At 44.6% G+C, this 22,757-nt stretch carries 17 protein-coding genes; 5 read left to right on the forward strand and 12 right to left on the reverse strand.

The annotated features are described in order from the left end of the window. From OCV99_RS06880 to OCV99_RS06900, 5 genes are all read right to left on the reverse strand, one after another. On the reverse strand, window positions 1-4,242 hold a 4,242-nt coding region (locus OCV99_RS06880), incomplete at its 3' end, for an alpha-L-arabinofuranosidase C-terminal domain-containing protein (RefSeq protein WP_262575091.1). 188 nt (window positions 4,243-4,430) lie between these two features. Then, window positions 4,431-5,444, reverse strand: a complete 1,014-nt coding sequence (locus tag OCV99_RS06885; protein WP_158369366.1) for a succinylglutamate desuccinylase/aspartoacylase family protein — start codon at window positions 5,442-5,444, stop codon at window positions 4,431-4,433. A gap of 10 nt (window positions 5,445-5,454) precedes the next feature. Next, window positions 5,455-6,669, reverse strand: a complete 1,215-nt coding sequence (locus tag OCV99_RS06890; RefSeq protein WP_158369367.1) for a DUF819 family protein — start codon at window positions 6,667-6,669, stop codon at window positions 5,455-5,457. Window positions 6,670-6,686: 17 nt separating this feature from the next. Next, window positions 6,687-7,907 (reverse strand): pyridoxal phosphate-dependent aminotransferase, encoded by a 1,221-nt coding sequence (locus OCV99_RS06895; protein ID WP_262575094.1) that lies wholly within the window; start codon window positions 7,905-7,907, stop codon window positions 6,687-6,689. Window positions 7,908-7,959: 52 nt separating this feature from the next. Then, window positions 7,960-8,337, reverse strand: coding sequence for a RidA family protein (locus OCV99_RS06900; RefSeq protein WP_158369369.1), 378 nt, complete (start codon window positions 8,335-8,337; stop codon window positions 7,960-7,962). 211 nt (window positions 8,338-8,548) lie between these two features. Between OCV99_RS06900 and OCV99_RS06905 the strand changes: the two genes are divergently transcribed. Beyond that, window positions 8,549-9,214, forward strand: a complete 666-nt coding sequence (locus OCV99_RS06905) for a helix-turn-helix transcriptional regulator (protein WP_158369370.1) — start codon at window positions 8,549-8,551, stop codon at window positions 9,212-9,214. Window positions 9,215-9,256: 42 nt separating this feature from the next. Here the strand turns inward: OCV99_RS06905 and OCV99_RS06910 are convergent, their stop codons facing one another. Genes OCV99_RS06910 through OCV99_RS06920 form a run of 3 tightly spaced genes read right to left on the reverse strand, consistent with a single transcriptional unit; the run spans window position 9,257 to window position 13,335 of the window. Next, entirely contained in the window at window positions 9,257-9,988 is a 732-nt protein-coding gene (locus OCV99_RS06910) for a response regulator transcription factor (RefSeq protein ID WP_158369371.1), read from the reverse strand. Continuing rightward, a complete protein-coding gene (locus OCV99_RS06915) occupies window positions 9,981-11,699 on the reverse strand; it encodes a cache domain-containing sensor histidine kinase (RefSeq protein WP_158369372.1) in 1,719 nt (572 codons plus the stop codon). The genes OCV99_RS06910 and OCV99_RS06915 overlap by 8 nt, the downstream gene beginning before the upstream one ends. Before the next feature lie 16 nt (window positions 11,700-11,715). Further along, the gene (locus tag OCV99_RS06920; protein WP_262575098.1) at window positions 11,716-13,335 is read right to left on the reverse strand and encodes an ABC transporter substrate-binding protein; all 1,620 of its coding nucleotides are present in this window, start codon (window positions 13,333-13,335) and stop codon (window positions 11,716-11,718) included. A 333-nt stretch (window positions 13,336-13,668) separates the two neighbouring features. Between OCV99_RS06920 and OCV99_RS06925 the strand changes: the two genes are divergently transcribed. After that, window positions 13,669-14,436, forward strand: coding sequence for a HipA family kinase (locus tag OCV99_RS06925; RefSeq protein ID WP_317247919.1), 768 nt, complete (start codon window positions 13,669-13,671; stop codon window positions 14,434-14,436). Window positions 14,437-14,451: 15 nt separating this feature from the next. Then, a complete protein-coding gene (locus OCV99_RS06930; RefSeq protein ID WP_158369375.1) occupies window positions 14,452-15,198 on the forward strand; it encodes a hypothetical protein in 747 nt (248 codons plus the stop codon). 89 nt (window positions 15,199-15,287) lie between these two features. Here OCV99_RS06930 and OCV99_RS06935 read toward each other — a convergent pair whose 3' ends face one another. Genes OCV99_RS06935 through OCV99_RS06950 form a run of 4 tightly spaced genes read right to left on the reverse strand, consistent with a single transcriptional unit; the run spans window position 15,288 to window position 19,194 of the window. Next, entirely contained in the window at window positions 15,288-15,905 is a 618-nt protein-coding gene (locus OCV99_RS06935; protein ID WP_158369376.1) for a DUF4340 domain-containing protein, read from the reverse strand. A gap of 15 nt (window positions 15,906-15,920) precedes the next feature. Further along, window positions 15,921-17,363, reverse strand: coding sequence for a GldG family protein (locus OCV99_RS06940; protein WP_158369377.1), 1,443 nt, complete (start codon window positions 17,361-17,363; stop codon window positions 15,921-15,923). Window positions 17,364-17,372: 9 nt separating this feature from the next. Then, entirely contained in the window at window positions 17,373-18,239 is an 867-nt protein-coding gene (locus tag OCV99_RS06945) for an ABC transporter permease (RefSeq protein WP_158369378.1), read from the reverse strand. Next, window positions 18,223-19,194 carry an ABC transporter ATP-binding protein gene (locus OCV99_RS06950; protein ID WP_158369379.1) on the reverse strand — a complete coding sequence of 324 codons (972 nt, stop codon included), beginning with the start codon at window positions 19,192-19,194 and terminating at the stop codon, window positions 18,223-18,225. The genes OCV99_RS06945 and OCV99_RS06950 overlap by 17 nt, the downstream gene beginning before the upstream one ends. Before the next feature lie 266 nt (window positions 19,195-19,460). On the opposite strand from OCV99_RS06950, the gene OCV99_RS06955 reads away from it, so the two are divergent. Both OCV99_RS06955 and OCV99_RS06960 read left to right on the forward strand, forming a co-directional pair. Next, window positions 19,461-21,581 carry an S-layer homology domain-containing protein gene (locus OCV99_RS06955; protein WP_158369380.1) on the forward strand — a complete coding sequence of 707 codons (2,121 nt, stop codon included), beginning with the start codon at window positions 19,461-19,463 and terminating at the stop codon, window positions 21,579-21,581. A gap of 18 nt (window positions 21,582-21,599) precedes the next feature. Beyond that, window positions 21,600-22,715 carry a YibE/F family protein gene (locus tag OCV99_RS06960; RefSeq protein ID WP_158369381.1) on the forward strand — a complete coding sequence of 372 codons (1,116 nt, stop codon included), beginning with the start codon at window positions 21,600-21,602 and terminating at the stop codon, window positions 22,713-22,715. The last annotated feature ends 42 nt before the right edge of the window (window positions 22,716-22,757 follow it).

A 22,757-nucleotide genomic window follows, 5' to 3' on the forward strand; every position in this document is an offset into this window, starting at 1 on the left:
TGCCTTCTTCAAAGCCTCTTCATAATCTGCCCAGCTCGCTTCTGAATACTGTTCCTTCTTAGTGTCCGGAACTGCATTTTCGATTGCCTTCTCAAGCTCCTTCTTGTCAGTATCATCCGGTTTCGCTGCTTCCTTCACAGTTACCTTGAAAGTCGCTGTCTTTCCTTCATACGTCACCGTTACTGTCTGCTCTCCGGTCTTAGCCTTATCATAGCCGCTTACTTCGTAGCCTTCTGTGATTTCTTTTTCTGTATCATCAGAATACTTCGCAACTACCTTCATTCCTGCAAGGTCAAGCTCTTCTCCGGCTGTATACTCGGTCTTTGTCGGAGCTTTTACCGTAATGGATTCCAGTTTTACTTCCGGCGTCACACTACCATTATACGCTACTTTGATTACGCTGAATGACGTCGCCGGAACCAGATACTGCAGCTTTCCATCTGTCAGTTTCTCCTTAGTTGTCACCGGAACAACCGTCTCATTACCAATCACATTTTCCGCTTTTGCATCTCCGGTCAGGCAGATAATCTCTGCTTCGCCAGCTTCAACGCCCGGATAAGTAAGGGTAATGTCCTTCGGATAGTCCGCGCTGTTAATCAGTTTCAGATAAATATAATTTTCATCTACAGAAGATACCTGGTAAATGTCAGTCTGTCCGCCATTCAGTGCCTGATAGGAACCGCTGCCGTTAATCCTGCTAAGAGCTGTATTGACAATCGTTTTTCCATAATTATTCGCATACATCCACTGTACATAGTAGTTCGGTGTCTTCATTACATCATATTCATCGAAGTAAATCATATTCGGCGACCAGTTGGTTGCCCCAATTTTCGCCAGAAGCGGAGCATAGGACGCATGGCGCACAATGTCTCCGTTGCGCTCGAAGCCGGTCATATAAGCGGCCTCTGCAATTGCTCCTTCCAGTGTATTGCCTTTATCATTAACTGCATACTCGCCTACAAATACATTCGTTCCATCCTCATCCAGACGGTCATAACTATCATAACGGTGGGTATTCTCAAGCATCCAGCCTGCTCCCGCATAATAGTGCTCGTCTACCAGAACCTCACCTGTCATGGTTCTCTTTACATAAGAATAGGCATCCTCACCATTGCTTGCATTCCAGTAATACGGACCATAGGCAAAGATAAGCTGTAACTGATGATCCGGATAATGCGCTTCTTTGTAAGCTTCAATCTTATTCTTAATATAAGTAAAGTTCTCATAATAATTTACCGTATTGGTATTCCAGTTTTCATTACCAATACCGATATAGTGAAGTTCAAATGGTTCTGCGTGCCCGTTCTCCACACGCTTCTTCGCCCATTTTGCTTCTTCTGCATTGCTGCTGTCCGGGTCGCCCCAGCAGTAATTTAAGAAATCAATAGCGTACTGTGCATAAGGATCAAGTTCTTCTCCTGACTTCGCTGCCGGAGCATTTCCTGCAAACTGGCAGTAGATACCTGCGCTCATAATCGGGAAAGCTTCTGCTCCCAGATCCTCACAGAGCGTCATAATTTCGTGGTAGCCCAGTTCAAAGGACATCATATATCCATACTCCGGATCCGGGTTCTTGCCAATCGTAGAATCTCCCCAGTAGCTTGCCTGTGCTTTTCTTTCCTCAAGAGGCCCGATAGAATTCTCCCAGTTGTAGAAGCTGTCCTCGCCATAGTCGCCTTCAATGGCACATCCGCCCGGGAACCGGATGAAGCTTGGCTTCAGATCCGCAAGCGCCTCTACCAGATCTTTTCTAAGGCCTGCGCCGTAAACATAATTCTTATTTCCATAGCCATAGGTATCCTGAGATGCCAGTGACACCATATCAACACAGAGTACATCCGCTGCTGCAGCTCCTGAAATAGTAAGTGTCAGTTTTCCTGTCTGCGTCTTGCTTCCCGTAAGCGCTGCGCTGATCTTATTCCATTTGCCGTCCTTCTTAAGCTCCAACGTCTGCACGTCCGTAAGCGCCTGCCCCGCGCTGTCTGTCACCTGTACGGTAACCGTTCCTGCATAAGCAGCGTCCGCCTTCATCCACATGGAGAAGTCATACTTCATTCCCTGCTCTACCGGTATCGACGGCGTGGTGTTATCCCACATCTTTGTAAAGCCTACGTTGCTCAAGGTCTGATTTCCGGTAAGCTTCGCATAATTCGTATTATTTTCATTCAGTCCGCCCGTCTGCTCCACCGTAAATCCTGAGCTATTGCTGGACGTCCAGTATTTCTTCCAGGAAGTCTGGTCTCCGCGGGTTGCCGGACTCGTTGGCGCTGAGCCGTCCGCGTAATTCTGGAAAGAATTATTCTTTACCAGTTCCGGTGACAGTCCTCCGTCCGCAGAGCTGTTAATATCTTCATAGAAAAGTCCGAAAAGCTCCTGGCTAATATCCACACCTTTATCCTCTTTATCAAGAGTCATAGCGTAAGTAGTGGAATCTTTGGAAAGAACCAGGATATTGAATTCTTTCTCCTGCGTCTTATCTCCGACCTTTATCTCAGCCGTAAGCTTCACATTTGTATTTTCCTTGGGTGCGGTTACTTTACCATCTGTGGAAATAATCTCTTCACTGCCGCTTTCCCATGAAATAGTAACCAAGCCGCTGAGCATCGCTTTCTGCAGCGTCACGGAATCATAGATTCCGGTAGAAAGAGCGTCGTCTTTTACCTCCGGAATCGTCAATGCATCTGCCGCATTCTGAAGAATCTGTTCCTCGGTAAGCCCTTCCGTATAAAGCTGCCCAGCCTCTGCATCAGAAACTGCTTTGCTGTAAATGGATACATTTCTTATTTTACCCCGGAAGATAGGATCTCCGGCATATTCAGATTTTCCGATGTAGGACAGAAGTCCTGTTCCCATATCGGAAACCTTTCTGTTAAGCGCATAGCTGTTATATTTTTCCCCATTAATATAGCCTGTAATGCTATTTTCCGTAATAACCGCCGTATAATGCGTCCATTCGCTTCCTGTATATGGCCCGTCACTCAGATTTGTCCCCGGTGCAATCCCGATCTCACTTCCGGAGCCGCCCCATGTAATACACATCTTCGCCGCATTCGTGGAAGGATTCTGCGGATTAATCATAAAATAGCTGGTAGTATTCTTACCGAAGAAAAACGCAGACGTCCACGCCGGCCCTATATCATTCTGGATCCACATGGAAATTGTCAGGTTGTTCTGATTGTCGAACATCCCTGTAGGAAGCTGCACATAGCCGTTTCCTCCGGAGAGCGTCAGCACATTGCCCGCCGCTGAAACTCCGCTGCCCTGCACAACTGCATTATGATCGTGGCCGGATACATCGGCAATCGTACTGCCGGACGCAAGTGTTCCTGACAGATTCGAAAAATCATACTTCGCAAGCATATCCGGAATGGCATCTGTTTTCTGCGGAACTGTGACTGTAAAATCCTTCGTGACAGACTTGCCCTTCAAAGACAACTCTGCCCGAAGAGTTCCTGTCACATCTGTATCACCTCTGGTTACAACTGCTTTTCCACCCTCGATATTGACCGCATCATGATTCTCCGTCCACGCCACCGTCACGCCATTTGACAATTGTGCCGGCAGAAGTGTATCCGACGCCATTCTGTCACTTAAAACCAGCTGTTCCTTCGCCAGTTCCAGAACAGTATCCGCCGTCTCATCTGTCAATGCGAACTGAACCTTCCAGCGATATATGCCATTCGCCGCCGCATCATCTCTTACCGTCACATTGAAGCGGATGGATTTCGTCGTCACGCTGTCCACGGAAATCGTATTATACTGATCCGTCTTAATCACATCATCCAGATTGGACTTCATCGCAAGATCCTGCCAATTACCGCTTGCATCCTTATATTGGAACTGAATTGCGGATGGAACCCGTGTACCGCCGCCGTCATCATACCAGTATACCTGAAAAGAATCCGTGGTAATAGGGGTTGTCCAGTCATACTGAACGTAATGCGAGCTTCCCGGATCCTGCGGCCAGTTGCCCCATCCTTGATTATTGCCTTGATTAGAAGCTCCCGGTTCAAACGCCTCATTGTTAATCCCATTCAAATTTTCCCAACTGGATACATAATCCGTGGAAACTGCTGCATAAGGTGCAATATCAATGATATCCTCTCCTTCTGCAGTCTCAATGACCTCATCTGATTCTTTCGCAGATGTCCCTGCTGCATATACGGCTGACGGCAGTCCTATGACGACCATCGCTGCCGCAAGAATCAGACTTAAAAAACTTCGTGCTGCTTTCTTCCTCATACTTTTTCCTCCTTTAAATATTTTGGCTGTTTTTGCCATATTTTTTCTCTTTACAGCAACTCTTTTGTAACTATTTACTATTATAGCATTACCAAACACCTTGTACAAGAGCTTTTAAAATATTTTCTCAGAAAAGGAAAAACCGGCGCGACTTCTGCCACGCCGGTTTATTCCTCTTTTATTAACTTCTATTTATTAGCAATTACGTACAACATATCTCCCGGCTCTACACCGCCATGTACGACCATATTTGTCATCAGCCCATCACACGGACAGATATCACGGGAAATAATTTCTCCATCCCAATTCATGGTATATCCAAGCTCCTGACCCTTATACACAAGATCTCCGCTCTTAATATGAATGTAGTGAAGGCCTCCTTTTTGTGCAAATAATACATTTCCGCCAGAATATACAACCGGCTCCACGTATACCGGTTCTCCTTCCAACATGCCGACACACATCATCATATTCTTTAGTGCATCACATGCCTGTTCCACCAGCTCTTTATTCAGACGTCCTTCTCCGCCTATCTCGAAAAATACCGATGGGATTCCTCTGTGGTTCGCCTCGGCTACCGCCGATCCCCTGCCGGGATAATTGGGCATCTGCGGGATTGTTCCCTGTGGAACCTCCCATATCTTTTCAGACTTAAACATCCTCGCCAAAGCCCGCGTCTTTTCATCTACCTCTGTGCCAATCGGAAGAATTTCTATATTGAAATCCAGATCCTCGAACAGTTCCCCGCCGTGCATATCTACATGCCAGTCCGCAAGGCTGATAAATGTGTGAAAGATCCTCTCTGCCGCCTGCTTGGTCGGAGAGATTCCTAAATGAAGGCTGTCCTTTCCCATATCTTCTCCCTTTTCCATTCCCGTCGGGAACACAGAATTCATATTCACATTATCAAGCGGCGAGCGGTTTGCATATTTAAACTGAAGTCCCATGGGATTTTCAATATGTACAAAAATCAAAGTTCCTGCAATATCCTCCGGCTCCAGTTCTTTAGCCAGATGTACGGTTGCCGCCTGCCCGATCAGTTCATTCGGATGTACGCCTGCCGTAATTACGACCGTCGGTCCATCCTTCACTCCGTTGATTACAGTCACCGGTATCTCGATTTTGTTTACTGTCATTTCTGCAGCCAGAAAATTCCATTTTACCTTACTTCCTTTGGGAATATCCCTGTTATCAATCCTCATAATCCACCTCCTATGCTCCAAACAATGTTCCCATTAAAATCCCGAAGAAATTGCCGATTACATTTCCCAGCGTGCCTACCAGAAGTCCCGGAATAATAAGCTCCGTCCAGTTTTTCGCAATCGCCAGCGCCATTGCGGTAGAACCTCCGCCGATATTCGCATTCGAACAAATCATCGCCTCTTCAATACCAAAATGCAGCAATTTTGACCCAAGCAGCACGAACAGAATATTAATCACAACAATAATCATACATGCCACGAAAAACCACGGTGCGTCTCCTACTAAAAGCCTGATGGATACCGGTGCGCTCATCGTCGCAAAAAACAGATATATAAAGTATGTACCAAGCTCCTGCGCTCCTCCGACTTTCGCAAGCTTGTCGCTGAAAATGGTTGCTATAATAACGGAAATCACTGTGATAATCAAGTATTTGCTTCCAAGCAGTGCGTTAAAGAAATTAAACACAAAATTACTCGTAGGAATCACCGTTGAGAAAAATTCAGAGATCGGCGTCGACACTGCTACAATTACCAGCGAAAGCCCAATCTCGAGCGCCAGGTCAAACAGCGATATCTCTCTCTTTCCCCAATATGCTCCCGCACTGGTAGCCGCCTGTCCATTTTCTGCTTCCGTCTGCTTTGCTATTTTATCTTCATAGGGATGCAGCCAGTGCTTTTTGAAAAAGTTAATAGAAGGAATAACCATCAGCGCAAAGAAGAAGAACATCATCGTAAGCGCATCCGCTACATTTGCCGTTGCGACTGTTGTCCCGCTTGCTCCGTAATTATCTGCCATAGCGACGAAATTAACGCCTCCGCCAATATAAGAACCTGTTATCATGGCAATAAACTTCGGTGCCTCGTTGATATGCCCTGAAGTAATCAGAAATGCCACCGCAGAGCCCACACAGGTTCCCACTGCACCGATGAAAAACAACACAATTAAACGCCCGCTGTCCTTTACAATGGATTTAATATCTGCTTTAAAAAGTAATAACGGCAGCGCCATCGGCACAAGATAATTGCCGACAAAATCATAGGCGGGCGCACTTTCCGGAATTACTCTCAGATTCGATAACACCAGGGTAATCAAAAGAACCATGATACACCCTGTAATCTTCGCCGCCCATTTATAATTCTGCTCCAGGTAAATAACAATCGCACAGATTGCACAAAGCAAGGCAAATAACGCAATATGGTTATCTGCTGAAATCAAAGTTGTCATAATAGTTCCTCCTCTCGTCATGTAATAATAGATTTTTTCTCTGCTAACTGCCACAACGAATCTGCTATCCGTTTGTAGCGCTTCACTGCTTCTTCTTCCTCTCTGAAACAGGCTGTCACAATTCTGATATGCCCTTCTCCCTGCATACCATAGGCCGTCCCCTGATTCACAAGAATCTTTGCATGTTCCGCAAGGTAATCTGTAACCTCCCGGGCTGTTCCAAGCCTGCTGACGTCAAGCCAGGACAGGATACCGCTTTCACTCCTGTTCATACGGACGCCCGGCACACTGCTTAGAATTTCATGCGCGATGCAGCGCCTGCGGTCCAATATTTCTTTATATGCCGGTAATATCGTCTTATCCTTTAACGCAGCGATTGCCCCGTAAGTGGATATAGTGCAGGGGGCGCCAACCACATTGACCGCGCTTCCATAGTATACATCCATAATCCTGTCATCTGCATACAGATAACCGATCCGATAACCGCTCAGCCCGTATCCTTTGGAAAGCGAGCAGACCGTTACCGTGCGTTCCCACATGCCCGGAAGCGTACATGGACTTACAAATTCAATCCCGTCAAACACATGATCCTCAAATGCCTGATCGCATACCAGGATCAAATCATTGGCAACCATAAATTCCGCCAGTTTTTCAAAATTTTCTCTCCTGTAAACAACCGTCGTCGGATTATTCGGATGTGTCAGCACAACCATTTTTGTCTTCTTATTTACTCGTTTTTCAAGCTCCTCCACTCTTATCTGGTAATTGTCTTCCGGATAGGTCGGCACATGGACCGCCTCTGCTCCAAGAAGCTTACAGTTCAGGTAATTATTGGGATATCCGGGATCCGGCACTAACACCTGATCGCCGCTTTCCAGAAACGGCATCATTGCAAACAACAGCCCGGAATCCGACCCCGGTGTAACAATAATATTTCTGGACGCGTCTACCTCAATTCCATCCTTCTCCCGGATATGCTCTGCCAACGCCTCCCGAAGTCTGGGAAGGCCGACCGGAAGCGTATAGTGTGAAGAAATACCTTCCTCAATAACAGCAATGGACGCATCCCTTACTGATTCCGGAAGCCAGGGATCCGGATAGAACATATCCGCCCATGCCATATTATCTCCGCCTGCTTTTTGAAACTTGTCCGCGCCTTCACCAACATCCGCCTTTCCGGTTTCCGCAAACAATCCGCCTGATAAATCAGAGAATCTCACATTCATATTTCTTTTCATAGATATTTCGCCGGAAATGATAATCTCTCCCTTTCTTCTAAATTAAATGCCATCATTCTTTATAAGCTGTCACTTCGATTTCAATTCTCGCCCCCTTCGGAAGCGCCGCAGCCTGCACGCACGCTCTTGCCGGAGCCGTCTCTCCAAAGAATTCCGCATATGCCTCATTTACTTCTGTAAAATCTTTCATATCCTGCAAATAAATGGTCGTCTTTAATACTTGTGTAATATCACTTCCGGCTTCTTCTAAAATAGCTGCAATGTTTTTGATAGACTGCCTGGTTAATTCACCGATTCCTCCCTCTGCAAACCCACCGGTCTCCGGGACAATCGGAAGCTGTCCTGACACATAAATAATGCCGTTATGCTCCACCGCCTGTGAGTATGGGCCAATCGCCGCCGGGGCCTTTTCTGTATTGATTCTCTCCATCCTCTTCTCTCCTTTCTTCCTTTGAATAAAAAATAATTTATTAAGTGAACTAATTTTTATTATATATGTTTTATTCGAATTGTCAATACATTTGTTTTATTTTGTCAAAACAATCCGTCACTTTACTTTTTCTCGTTTTTATGATATAATTTTTTATTATATCCACGTTATATTCAAAAAGTGGGGTGTAAGCGAAAGGCAGATTATACAAATGAAAACAAATTGCATATTAACTGAAACTGACAGACTGATCCTGAATTCTTATAAAAACCTGATCAAGGGACTTGCCGACTATCTGGGACCCGGCTACGAATTAATCCTTCACAATCTGGAATCTTACGATAAATCCGTAATTGCAATCGCCAACGGACACTATACAGGGAGAAAAGTAGGTTCTCCCATTACCGATATGGCTTTAAATATGCTGAAAAACATTGAAGAGAATGCTTCCGGTGATAATATTACATATTTTACAACAAACAAAAATAATAAGCCCATGAAGTCCACGACTATTATTATCCGGGGAGAAGAAAACAAAATTATCGGTCTGCTGTGTATTAACTTTTATCTCGATGTTCCTTTTTCAAAAATTATAGACGGCTTTACTTCACCGCCCAGACAATCTTCCGGAACAGAGCTTGTGAACGAGGAATTTTTTGAAGATTCTCATGAACTTATGCTGCATCTTATCAATAATGCAAAAGAAAAAGTAATGAATGATGCGTCGATTATTTCAACCAACAAGAACAAAGCGATTATTTCTATTTTGTACGAAAAGGGACTTTTTAATTTCAAAGATTCTGTCCAGTTTATTGCAGATACATTGAACATCTCAAAGAACACCGTATATCTGCACCTCAGAAACCTGAACGGATAAAACGATTGCGCCCAAGGCGCAATCGCCGCGCCTTGCCCTTTTCTATAAATTCTTACGATATTTGCTTGGGGAAATTCCCACAGCTTTTTTGAAAACCTTTGTAAAATAAAAGTAATCCTTGTACCCCACCTCGTTTGCTACCTTCTCCACAGAAAGTCTCTCATCTGCCAGAAGTTCTTTCGCCTTCTGGACTCTTTTCGCCGTGATATACTCAGAAAAAGACATTCCAAGCCTCTCTTTCAGAAGATTGCTCAAATGCCCCACGCTAATGTTGTGCTTTTCGGAAAAACCAGTCAGAGTAATATTTTCATTATAGCGAGCCTGAATTTCTTCAACAATATTCTCCAGCGCCGACGGATTGAGAATCTCTTCCGGCTGTTCTTCCTGCTTTCCGCCGCACTCGTCCAGCATCTTTTCCAGATTTTCCAGCACTTTTGCAAATGTCTCTGCCTCCACAGGCTTCAGCAGATAATCTACCGCTCCCATCCGGATGGCTTTCTGTGCATAGTCAAACTCTGCATACCCGCTGACTAACACCACTTTCGTATCCAGCTTTTTCTTCCGTATCTCCTTCATCAACTCAAGCCCGTCCATTCCCGGCATCCGGATATCCGTAATCAGAACATCCGGTTTCTTTTTCTCAATTTCCTCCAACGCCATCACGCCGTTGCTTGCCTCACCTACTACCTGAAAGGGTGCCCCAACCTTTTCAATCAGCTTCTTAAGTCCCATAATGACCCATATTTCATCATCCGCAAGAAATATTTTATACACTTTTTACGCCTCCATCCTCTACTTCATCCGGAACCAAGATGGTAACCTTTGTTCCTTCTCCCCATGTGCTTTCTACTGTAAATTCCATCTTTTCACCATAGAATAGCCGGAGTCGCTGGTAAATGTTAGCCATCCCGACGCCTTTCGTACTTTCCCTGGATTCCAGGGTTGCCAATACTTCTTCCAGTTTATCAGCTTTCATCCCGCATCCATTGTCTTCTACCGTAAATATCAGATGCCGTTCATCATACATCTTCGCTTTTACCTGCACTTCCCCACCCTCGATTTTCTGTTCCAGGCCATGGAAAACCGCATTTTCAACCAGGGGCTGCAGGATCAGTTTTACAATCGGCTTCTCCAAAGCCGCATCGTCCGCTGTAATTTCCACATCAATCTTATCCATAAAGCGGAACTCGATAATCTTGGCATATTCCTTAATATATTCCAATTCCTCTTCCACCTGCACAATGTTCTCTTCTTTGACTGCGTACCGGAAGAGACGGGACAGCGCCATGGTAATCTCCGCAATCTCTTCCGCATCATAATACAATGACATTGCCCGGATACAGTCAAAGGTATTATATAAGAAATGCGGATTAATCTGATTGCGGTAAGCCAGTACCTGAAGCTGCTTTTTGGCAAGCTGGACTTCGTACATCTTCTTCCTTGAAATGTCCATCTCCCGATCCATCTGGTCCTTCTCGTCCAGCATCTGGTTCAGGCTCTCCATCACCAGCCCGATTTCATCTTCCCGCGCCACTTCTATCCGCTGTTGCGGCATAGCTACGATACTGCGGATAAATTCATTTATCTGATGAATCGGTTTTATAAAACGCTTGTAGCAGAAAAATATCAGGATCAGCACCGCCACACCTGCTATCATATAAGCCACCATCATAAAGTTCTGCATCCAGCCGGTTCCGCCCTCCATCTCATTTACCGGAATCCGGCTGACAATCTTCCACCCGTCCATCGCAAGACTCCTGAACTGGACGTCATATTCCTCTGTATTCTTCTTCATATCCTGTCCAAGCTTCCCGGAAACGGAGCTTCCCCTGGATGCGACAATTTGCCCTTCCCCATCCAGCAGATATACCTGCGTATGCTCCGTTGCCTGAGAACCTTCCAACATTTCATCAAAATTCCCGGCGCGCATAATCAGCGAGCACATGCCAATCTGTTTGCCGTACTTGACATTCTCCAGGTCAAATACCGGGAAATATATGACATAGCTTGCTATTTCCGACTGTTCCAGCAAAAAAGTACTGCCAAATTCCATCTGTGTCTTTCTCTCATGGATGAATTCCATACTATCTGTCTCTTCCAGTTCTTCTCCCGTACTGGATATTTTTTCCATGGTTCTGTCATAAAGATAGATTCCTGCTATATTTTCATCCAAAAGCATCGTATTCAAATAGACCGTCGAAAGATCTTCTTCCGACGTCACTCTACCCGCCGAATCCATCGTAAAATACCGGTAAACAGTAGGCGAATACACCAGTGTTGTCGCCACATGATTCATAGAATCGTAAAAATCTTGTGCACTCTTCTGAATCTGCGTCAGTGCTTTTTCATTCAATTCCAGTACACTGCTTCGGCTTGTTCTTCTGACATACTGCCTCGTCACTCCATACGTTGCCGCAAGGACCAGCAAGATAATACTGCTTATCAATAATAACTGAGAGAACAGGCCGTGCTTTATCTTTCTCATATTGTTCCTCTCTCGTCTAATTCATCTTTTCAATTTTCTTCCCATACTCACTACAGTTTTTCTGATAGCTGTCATTCTTTTTACTGTCCAGCTCGTAAATCTGGCGTTCCGCAAGTCCACTTAACAGATTCTGATATTCCTGCTCAAACAGCCTGTCATTTTCCGCCAGAATAACCCGGGGAAACTGCGTCCGCTTCCATTCTTCCACATTTTCTTCCATCTTTTCATAAATACTGCCCGGAAGCAGTGTCTCTGAAAGGTCGCTGACGAGAGCGCTGTCATAAATATGCGTATCTTCATCCAGGGCATACGCCGTAGTGATTTCATATGAAGCTTCATCTACACTGCCCTCTTCAAAGGGAGCCAATACGCTCCGCTCCCATGCTGTATTCGCGAACATCCACCAGGCAAACACGCCACTCTGTGTATAATTGACTCTTGCATTCAGCCCTTCTTCCGTCAGTTCGAGCAGACCATCCTCATCGCAGTGATAATGCTTTCCCTCTTCACCATAACACCACAGCAGCAATCCGTCTTCACTGGTCATATAATCAATAAAATCCGCAATCTGCTCCGGGTTCTTACAATCCTTTGCTATAAAGGTATTAATCCACCCAGTGGTTGCATGATCGCTCCTTCCCGCAACCGAAGTCTTACCTGTGGCAGGCCGTATGGCGCCGGATGATACCCATTCTCTTTCATCAATTGCCGTATTCGCCACATTTCCGATAAAACACAACACATTTCCGCCCGCGATTACACCTTTCACTTCATCGTTGGACATGGACATCTGGTTGATATCCGCATAACTTCTCTGCATCACAGTATGAAAAAAATACAGCGCATCCTTCATCTCTGCCTGAAGCGCCGGATCTATGTAATTCCCTTCTTCATCCACCACTTCCACACCAAATGTATTTGCCAGGAAAGCCAGCGTTGACTCCTGCCAGGAATCCCCATCAACGAGTAACGGAATCACATCCGGTTGCTGCCCGGCTCTCTCGAATGCCGCCAGCACCTGCTCCTCCGTCTGCAGATTTTCAACAGCAAGCCCCAACTTTTCCAACAGTTCCTTGTTCCAGATAATCGCCAGATTATCCCCATATTGCGCCAATTCGTCATATCTTTTGTCGCTTGCCTTCCACAAGCTCCTGGCATCCGGTGAATTCACATGGGAAGGAAGCACATACCAGGCTCCGTCTCTCTGAACCAGTTCCTGCCTGATGTCCTCCGGCATGTTATCAAGCAAATGAGAATCCGGCTTATATTCTTCCAGAAATTCATCGATTTTCCACACTTTACCTGACGTAACTAATTGATTAATGACCGTACTGTTCGTCACCGATATAATATCCGGCAATTCATTATTCACAATCATCAGGCTCAGCTGCTTATCTGGATCGCCAATGATATTTTTCACATCTACCACTGCCTTCGTTTTGCGGGATATCTCCCCGGTAATAGTTCCCTCTGACACATCCCACGCAGGAGGATGCCAGAATTCCACGTCCGAAAATAAGGTCACACGGGCATAGTCTGTCTCTTCTTCTTTCTGTATAGAAGCCGTCTCATCCGAACACCCGGCAAGCAGAAAGATACCCGCCAGCAGCAGATATAGCATTGATATTTTCCTCATAGCCTTCCTCCTAAAGAAATCCCCCGTCAGTCCAACACGCATCGTTATAAAAATACTTTTTATTAGCTTATCACTTTCAATCAGGTACTGTCAATCATCCATAAATTATTTACATAATTCAGAAAGTGTGTTATTATGTCTATAAGTCAGCAGAAGGATTTATTGCACAACCTTTCAAAAACAGGTTGTCAACCTGCGAAGATTTGCTATAATAAAGGCGTGACGGCATTTTGGCTTTAATCGTGTAGATTACTATCGCTTTTTTGCTTATTGTAAAATACAAACTCAAGAGAGCGTGGGGGTGATATTATCAAGAAAAAGCATATTGCTCAAATTCATTATAATATGAATATTGGTATTACAGAGCCCAAATATGCAATTTTGGATGATGGTTCCCAAGTCGTGGTAAAATTGTCTCATGGTCCAGAAGGAAATTTAGTGCTCTTTAATGAGTATGTGTGTTATAGATTGGCAATACTTATCGATATCCCGATGCCGTATTGTGGAATATGTGTAATGGATGAGAACACAGAAGTATTTGATTCTAATATTGCTTCGAACAATAATTATGGATATGCGTTTTACTCAACTTTTATGCCGAAAACCACCAAGCTATTATCATCTATTATTAATTTGATGAAGAACAAGGAAGTTTTCATCAAAGTTCTTTTATTTGATCATATTATATTTAATAAAGACAGGAATGAAGGAAATTTATTGGTTCGATTTTATAAAAATGACATATCATTGAAGGTGATTGATCATACTCATGTGTTTATTAATGGTGCAATCTGGGATTCGGTTTGTTTAAAAAGGGCAATGAAAGAGAATGATTTACTTAGTACAGAAGTTCTTAAATATAACGAACGGTTATATAGTATGTTTTATAGAAATATTTCTATTACAAAAGAAACCCTGGAACAAGCAAGTATAGAATTTAAAAGTAAAATTAATTGTAATGTAATAAAGGAATTTATCGAAGAATGTCCACAAGATTGGAGACCAACGCAAGAAAGCGAAAATGCATTGGTTGAATATTTAATGTATAGGATAAACCACTTCGATGTTATTATATCTACGATTCTAAATTACATAAAGTAGAAAAGGAGGTATATTATGAGTCATATTGAATATTCAGCTTTGAATTACTATCATTCACCTGTATCAGATGAATGCTTATGTCTTGGAGTGTTATTTCACAATATTACTACAGGCCAACGTGATTTTAAATATATTTCCAATTTCAAAAGATTTCAAGCATTTGATGATGAAGCAGATATTAATTTTGTAAGAGCATACCTTGTTGGGATTAAAGAGGATGTTGAAACTTCTATCTTAAACTATAAGGATTCATTTGACTTACACTCATATGTTAAAGTATTTGCTAATGAGTTTAGATTTTCTACAATTAAGAAATTAAATGTTGATGAAAACGAAGATTATGTAGATGCCCTTACGAAAGTTTATTTAAAATATGATTTGGCAAAATCTCAACGATTGAATAGTAATGAAGAAAAGAAGCTAATCAAACGTGTACTTGAAACTAATAATTTAGAATATTCAAATGGTAGAATTTCCGGTGAATTTAATGACGAAATTCCATTTGATTATCAGCTGGAAAACCTGTGTATTAAGCATTTTTCGTTCAAAGGCAAGAATTTAAGAAGACTTATAAGTAATGCCAGACAATGGTCTTTTGCCGCGGGCGAGTTAGCAGGAGTAAAAAAAGTATTATTTATTTATGATAGCGATTTTGAGGATAGAGATAACCTGAAAATTATTATTAATATTCTATCTAAGTATGCAGAAGTTCTTCAAATGGATGAAGGCATGGATTATATCCTAAAATCATGTATAACGTAAGAACATAAACGGCCATGAATATCTATCTGCATTAACAATACAAAAAAGAGTGAGTCTCAGCACACCGCACCAGCTCACTCTTTTCTCCTTTATTCGCTTTCCTGCGTATCTGTTGATATATCCGACCCGTCAGACACATCCGCCTCTTCGGTCGTGTCCGTCTCTTCCGTTTCTTCCTCTTCTTTCAAATCTTCAAGGTCAAAATACAGACTTTCGATACAGCTTCCGGAGACAGTATATACCTCGCTTCCATCCTGCTCCATGGCATAATAATTGCTTCCCGCCGCATTCCCTACAAGAACCGTTACCGTCTCTCCGCTCTCCGTAGTATACCACAGGGTGTAGACCGGATCTTCCAGACCATAGTCAGCAAGGCCGTCCGGATCTTCCAGCTTCCTGTCTGCGGATATATAGGCAATTTGGCTCAGCATATTTTCCACTGACGACTGGTTTAGATTTACTTCTCTGTCTGTCTCAGAATACCAGGTATCTTCTTCTTTTACAAAGCTTAACTCTGTCTCACCGTTAGAATAACCAAAGGAAGTAATTTCGCTGACATCCGTATCTGTCAGATAGATCTGCTCCGCCTCTGTCTTCGCCTGCTCTTCCTCCTGCGCTTTCTCGGTCCATACTTTCAGCGCCAGATAACATACCACCAGCACTAAGAACACTGCCAACAATATAAAGAATCCTTTTTTTGATTTCATACGGGGCCTCCTTCTCTATGCCTTTCTTCTCTTCCACCACTTCATGAAGCCGAATAGAAGTACAAGCGCCGGAATTCCCACAATCGCGACCATTCCTGTCACACCGGTATGCTTCATGGTATTGTAAGTAATCTCCAGGCTCTTCGCCTCGATAGCTACATTCTGCGTATCGTCAAAATTACTGGTGACTGCATTCATGAATAGATCCAGGTTCTCCAGCGTTGCCAGATTATCCGTAAGCTGACTGTCAATCAAACTGTCAGAAGACACTACTGTAAGCCGGCTCTCCTTCGTCTCTTCCTCAGAATCACTGCTTTCATCTTCTGCGTCTTCCTCCTCAGAGGAAATGGTTTCCGTGGCAACCGCTCCAAGCGTATAAGTGCCTTCCTCCTGAGTCTCTTCCGTCACTGCATACGCCTGGGAAGAAGTCTGCATAAATTCCGTAACGGAAATGGTATCCCGCGCCGCATCCGTCATTGTCAGGCCATGCGCATTCACCAGTAATACCATATCTGAGGACAGCCCTTCCGCCAGCTCTCCTGTTGCTGTGATTTCCGGGAAAATGTAGTAATAATTTCCCTGGTAATTGCGCTGCATATCCGCAATATACCCTTCTTCCCGCTGCATACCATATTCATTTAACAGCGCATCCAGATTCGGAGCATCTCCTTCCATCTCTCCAAGGATAATAAATACTTTTCCGCCCTCTGACATATAGGAAAGAATCCGTTCTTTTTCTTCTTCTGAGATATCAGCCGTCGGCGCATACAGCATCAATAGTTCGCAATCCTCCGGAATCTCATTTGTCATAAGAAGATTTACTTCTTCTCCTTCGATATTATTTTTCTCAAGCAATTCTGTTACCGAAGAAGAAAAAGTCTGCTCACCATGACCGGAAGTATAATACAGTTTTTTCGTTTCCCCGCTGGCGACAAAATTAATTGCGCTTGTGAATTGACCCTCTCCGTCAAACTCTGTAGGCGAAGAACTGCCGGTCATATAATAGGAGTATTCATCCGTCACCAGTATATCATCAAAGGTAACCGACGTGCTCTTTCCCGTCTCTTCACAGGAAATAAGGATTCCATCTGCCTCCATATTATTTTCCGTAAGCTCAGACGGATGCAGCACCGGATCCACCCATTCTACTTCTATCTTATCCGACAGCCCCGTATACTTTTTAAGAAAGGTCTGAATTCTTTCATCAGTCGAATCCTTCTCTGCAAATACAGTGAATTTTATTTCTTTATCCAGGGACTTAAGCATCTCTCTGCTCGTATCCGTAATCTCATATATTTTGTTGTCGCTGACATCAATATTGCGGTAGGACTCCGGTATCTGTCCCGCAATCATATTCACAACCACCGCAATGCCGATTACCAGAACAATCATTCCCACACTGTAGCTCCCGTTTCTGGAAGTCGTGCTTCTAAAAATCTTTTTTATTTTTTCCAACATTCTGACCTCCTAACTCCAGCGTCTCTTCTGAATCATCTGCATTGTCAGGAAAATAAATACTCCTGCCACCGTCAGATACCGGATGATCCCGCTGACATCTAAAAGGTTATTTGACAGAACTCCGGTAAAAATCTCTATCAAATCCAAATTTCCAAGAATATTTTGCAGCGCTCCTTCAAAAATACTGGAATTTACCACAAAGACAATTACGCCGCCCACAACCGCCGCTAACTCAAGACATGCGGCAAGCAGCCAGTTCTTCGTCATATGCCATACCAGCCATATAAGAAGCGTAGCAATACACAGAAGCCCCACCGCATTCGCACCTGCCGAACTTGGGAGGAAACTCATCACTCCGCTCCACAGATACAGGATAAGCAGAACACCAAAGCTTCCGATTGCTGCAAGAATCGCACTCTCTGTCAGAGAAGATATGAACATTCCAATCGCAATGTAAACACACCCCAGCAGGAAGAACAGCAGAATGGTAAGATAGTCCACCTTTAAATACGCGCTCCCCTGGGCCTTGATAATCAACGGAAAAATCAGGCACAGCGCACACGGAATAGCAAAAATGGTAACCATTGCAAGATATTTCCCCATTACCACTCCAAACAGATTCACCGGAGAGGTAAATAAAAGCTGATCCGTCCTGTTCTTCCTTTCTTCTGCAAAGCTCCGCATGGTAAGCACCGGAATTGCAATTAATAAAATAAATGCCACGCTGTTTAAAACATAAGAAAAATACGGATAACCGTAATTCAGATTATACGCCATGAAATAGATACCGATAAACACCATTAAAAAGGCAATAAACACATAACCTATCATGGAATGAAAGTAGGATTTCAGTTCTCTTTTATATATCGCCGCCATCTATCTGTTCCTCACTTTCTACAATATTTCCCTGTGTCAGTTCAAGGAAGATTTCTTCCAGGGTGGTCTTCGTCCTTGTAAGCTCCAGCAGCGGAACCCCTTTCCCCGCAAAAGCAAAGAACAGTTCTTCCCGGATATCCTGCCCCGCACTGCTTTCTATCTTTGCAGTCACCAGCCCGTTCTTATGGTCTGTAAACTCCGCCTTACCCATTCCCGGCACGCCCGACAGGATTTCTTTTACCTCTTCTACCGTTGCTCTTACCTGGATTTCCGTAACGCCATCGCCGCCGATTTTCTTCTCCAGATTCTCAGGATTGTCACTTGCCACCAGTTTTCCGCCGGAGATAATCATAATGTAATCGCAGACCTCCCGCACCTCCGCAAGAATATGGGAACTTAAAATTACCGTATGATTCTTGGCAAGTTTACGAATCATCTCCCGTATCTCAATAATCTGCTTCGGGTCAAGTCCCACCGTCGGTTCATCCAGAATAATAATTTCCGGAAATCCAAGAATCGCCTGCGCAAGCCCCACTCTCTGCTTATATCCTTTGGACAGATTCTGAATCAGCCGCATACTTACATCCTGAAGCTTCGTAAGCTCCATAACCGCCTTTAACTGGCCTTCCCGTTCACTTGACGGGATTTTCTTCAGCTCTGCCGCAAATGTAAGATATTCCAGAACCGTCATTTCCATATAAAGAGGAGGCTGCTCCGGCAAATAACCTATACACCGCTTCGCAGCCTCCGGCTCTTTCAGTATATCGTGTCCATTAATCAGAACTTTTCCTTCCGTAGCCCCCAGGTATCCGGTCATAATGTTCATAGTCGTTGATTTCCCCGCGCCGTTCGGTCCAAGGAACCCATATACCTGCCCTTTCTCTATGGTAAAGCTCAAGTGATCCACCGCCAGATGCTTCCCATACATTTTCACTAGATTCTGCACTTCTATCAAGTTCATACCTCCTCTCCGTTTTCCTGACTATTCTATGCAGCAAATGTGTTCTTTCATTGTTGAACCCGTGTTTTTTCTTTAAAATTTCTGTGAATTTCCGGTCACAAATTTCATGGTTTATGTTAAATACTGTTAGATATATGTAAAGTCTATTGAAACATCGTATACGATGGAATAAAATACGGATAGTTTCAAGGCCTGGAAGCTGACATTTATAGATAGGAAAATAATTGTGAAAAGAGCGTACAGACGCTCGGGAGGTTCATGTGAAAAAAAGAAATCAAATCATAGCCTTATTATTAGCAGGGGCATTGTGCTTCGGTTCTACAGGCAGCGTATCTGCAGCTCCGGCACCGGATGGGAAAACCAATGCAGAAGACACACCGGCGGCGGCAAACGGAGCATACGAACAATGGCAGACAGAATGGGAAACCATAAAAGATGACTGGACACAGATGTCTCTTTCCATGGGCGAAGACGAGACGCAGATAAATTTCGGCTGGTATTCCAAAACCCAAGCACCTACTCTGACAGTTGACGGCAAATCGGTAGCCGTAACCGTTTCCGAAGGACCGACAGCAAAAGACGGCTCCGCATACTATGTCTGTAAGGCAACTGCCAAAGACCTTCTTCCGGGAGAGCACAGCTATCAGACAGATGGCGGCGAAGAAGTCGCTTTCACCGTACAGGATGCTTCTGACGGATTCAGTTTTATCTATGTAGGCGACCCGCAGATTGGCTCTTCCAATGAATTAAAGGGAGAGGATAGTGAAGAATTCTATGCGGCACAGTCTGCCTCTGTATGCAGCGATGCATTCAACTGGAACGACACCTTAAACCAGGCTTTTGAGCGGGAATCAGACGCAAGCTTCGTCCTTTCTGCCGGAGACCAGATTCAGACCACAGCGAAGAAAGCGCCTAACAAGGATGCCACCAACAGCGAAATCGAATACGCCGGATACTTAAGCGCCGACAAATTAGAGTCTGTTCCCGTGGCAACCACAGTCGGCAACCATGACGCTGACAACCCTAACTACCTTTATCATTTCAACATTCCGAACTTAAGTGAACTGGGTTCCAATGATATTGTCGGCGGCGATTATTACTATACATACGGCGACGCGTTATTTATCATGCTCAACACGCAGGACACCAACGTCACGGAGCACAAGCAGTTTATTGAAGAAGCTGTCAATGCGCATCCGGACAAGACCTGGCGGATTGTAACACTGCATCAGGATATCTACGGTTCTGCCGAGCACTCCAACGAACCGGAGATTACCAACTTAAGATATACCCTGGTTCCTTATTTTGAGGAAAATGATATTGACGTGGTTCTGACCGGTCATGACCATGCGTATTCCCGTTCAGAGATCCTGCAGGGCGGACAGAAAACGGTAGAATATACCGACGACGAATTTGACGAACAGCTGGATAAAGATATGGACGCAGGAGAAGATCCGGAGACTCGCTATGAAGCGCCGGGTAATATAAAGGATGACACTACTGATGAGGCAGAACAGAAATATCTGAACTATCTTGACAGCGTAATGGACAAAGACGCCGTACAATCCGACAACGAAGAACTGGTTGTAAATCCGGAAGGTATCCTGTACATGACAGCAAGTTCTTCTTCCGGAAGCAAATATTATGACCTTGTCCCCAGAAAGCAGAGCTATATTGCTGAAAGATGGCAGGAAGACGTGCCGACCTACTCCGTAATAAATGTCGACAGCAACACCTTCTCCATCGCCACTTACCGTACAGACAACGGTGAACAGATTGATAAGACCTTTACAATCGAAAAGGCGGACGCTTCTACCCTCCCTTATGAAGACGTCAGCGAAGATTCCTGGTTCTACAGTTATGCAAAATCCATGTATGAAAAAGGAATCATGACCGGTCTTACCAATACCCGGTTCGGCCCTGCCGAGACCCTGAAGCGTGCCCAGTTCGCCGTAACCTTATACCGCCTGGCAGGAACTCCTGCGGTAACCTACGAAGAGGCGTTCCCTGATGTTCCAAAAGACCAGTGGTACACCGACGCAATCATCTGGGCATACAAAAATGACGTCATCACCGGTTACACTGACAGCGGATTATTTGGAACTGCCGATGAAATCACAAGAGAGCAGATGGTTACCATGATGTACCGCTATGCTAAGAAAAATGGAATCGGCACTTCCACTTCCGCTTCCCTGGACAGCTTCCCGGATGGACAATCCGTAACTGCCTATGCGCTTGACGCTATGAAATGGGCTGTTACAGAAAAAATCATTCAGGGCGATGGAACCACCGGATTGTTAAATGCATGGAATAGCATTAACCGTGCAGAGACTGCCGCAGTACTGGACCGTTATATCACGTACTCCGACGCTCTTAATTAAAAACCGAAAGGAAATGCTATGTTAAAAACAAGAAAGAAAAGAGGAATCCTGTTGCTGCTGATTCTTGCAGCAGCAGGATTCCTGCTGTGGATTTATCAGTTAAACCAAATAGAAAGAGAACCGCTTATGGAAAACGAGGGTCGGGAATTTGTCAAGGCTCGCGTCCTCTCCGTCATAGAAGATAACGAAGAAGCCGGAACCTATATCGGCAATCAGACCGTCCTTTTGGAATTGCTGAGCGGCAGCCATAAAGGCGAAACCCTGGAAGCCCTCAGTTCCTCCAGCTATCTGTATGGCGCCCACTGCCGGGAAGGCATGAAAGTGACCGCCATCGTTTCAGAATCCCGGGGCGAATTAACAGCCTCCGTGTATAGTTTCTACCGGGAACCAATTGTCTACGGATTCGTCGCTTTCTTCCTGCTCCTGATATGGCTGCTTGGCGGGAAAAAAGGGTTATGCTCCATTGGAGGCCTTGCCTTCACTTTTTTCCTGATCCTTTACTTCTTCCTTCCATTCATCTACCGGGGATACTCTCCGGTATTGGGCGCTGTTCTCACTGTCGTCCTCACGACCATTGTTACCATGTTCCTCATTGCAGGATTTACGAAAAAGGCGCTGATTGCAATGCTGGGAACTATAACCGGGGTCATTGCGGCAGGTCTTCTTGCCTCCCTATTTGGCAGGCTCGCCCAGGTTACCGGATATAACGTATCCGATATTGAAAACCTGATCTACGTTCAGGAACAGACCGGAATCCGGATTGGCGAGCTTCTTTTCTCCGGAATCCTGATTGCCGCGCTGGGAGCTGTCATGGATGTCAGTATGTCTATTGCATCCAGTCTCCAGGAAGTATTAGAGCAGAATCCTTCTCTTAACAGAAAAGAATTATTCCAATCCGGTATGCGGATCGGCAAAGATATGATGGGAACCATGTCCAATACCCTAATTCTCGCCTTTACCGGCGGCTCCATCAACACACTGGTATTCCTCTATGCTTACGCTTATCAATACCAGCAGATCGTCAACATGTATGACATCGCTATCGAAATCATGCAGGGAATCGCCTCCAGCTGCGGGGTCATCCTGACCGTTCCGGTGTCCTCACTGCTCTGCGCGGTCATCTATAAAAAGTAAAACGGTGAAACCGGCACGACTTTCGCCGCGCCGGTTTCACCA

It is taken from the genome of Dorea acetigenes, from assembly GCF_025567385.1.
Lineage (GTDB): Bacteria > Bacillota > Clostridia > Lachnospirales > Lachnospiraceae > Claveliimonas > Claveliimonas acetigenes.

Excerpts from the sequence above, each read along its gene's own strand:
- OCV99_RS06885 (WP_158369366.1), bottom strand. The coding sequence starts at position 5,444 with ATGAGGATTGATAACAGGGATATTCCCAAAGGAAGTAAGGTAAAATGG.
- OCV99_RS06890 (WP_158369367.1), bottom strand. The coding sequence starts at position 6,669 with ATGACAACTTTGATTTCAGCAGATAACCATATTGCGTTATTTGCCTTG.
- OCV99_RS06895 (WP_262575094.1), bottom strand. The coding sequence starts at position 7,907 with ATGAAAAGAAATATGAATGTGAGATTCTCTGATTTATCAGGCGGATTG.
- OCV99_RS06900 (WP_158369369.1), bottom strand. The coding sequence starts at position 8,337 with ATGGAGAGAATCAATACAGAAAAGGCCCCGGCGGCGATTGGCCCATAC.
- OCV99_RS06905 (WP_158369370.1), top strand. The coding sequence starts at position 8,549 with ATGAAAACAAATTGCATATTAACTGAAACTGACAGACTGATCCTGAAT.
- OCV99_RS06915 (WP_158369372.1), bottom strand. The coding sequence starts at position 11,699 with ATGAGAAAGATAAAGCACGGCCTGTTCTCTCAGTTATTATTGATAAGC.
- OCV99_RS06920 (WP_262575098.1), bottom strand. The coding sequence starts at position 13,335 with ATGAGGAAAATATCAATGCTATATCTGCTGCTGGCGGGTATCTTTCTG.
- OCV99_RS06930 (WP_158369375.1), top strand. The coding sequence starts at position 14,452 with ATGAGTCATATTGAATATTCAGCTTTGAATTACTATCATTCACCTGTA.
- OCV99_RS06935 (WP_158369376.1), bottom strand. The coding sequence starts at position 15,905 with ATGAAATCAAAAAAAGGATTCTTTATATTGTTGGCAGTGTTCTTAGTG.
- OCV99_RS06940 (WP_158369377.1), bottom strand. The coding sequence starts at position 17,363 with ATGTTGGAAAAAATAAAAAAGATTTTTAGAAGCACGACTTCCAGAAAC.
- OCV99_RS06945 (WP_158369378.1), bottom strand. The coding sequence starts at position 18,239 with ATGGCGGCGATATATAAAAGAGAACTGAAATCCTACTTTCATTCCATG.
- OCV99_RS06960 (WP_158369381.1), top strand. The coding sequence starts at position 21,600 with ATGTTAAAAACAAGAAAGAAAAGAGGAATCCTGTTGCTGCTGATTCTT.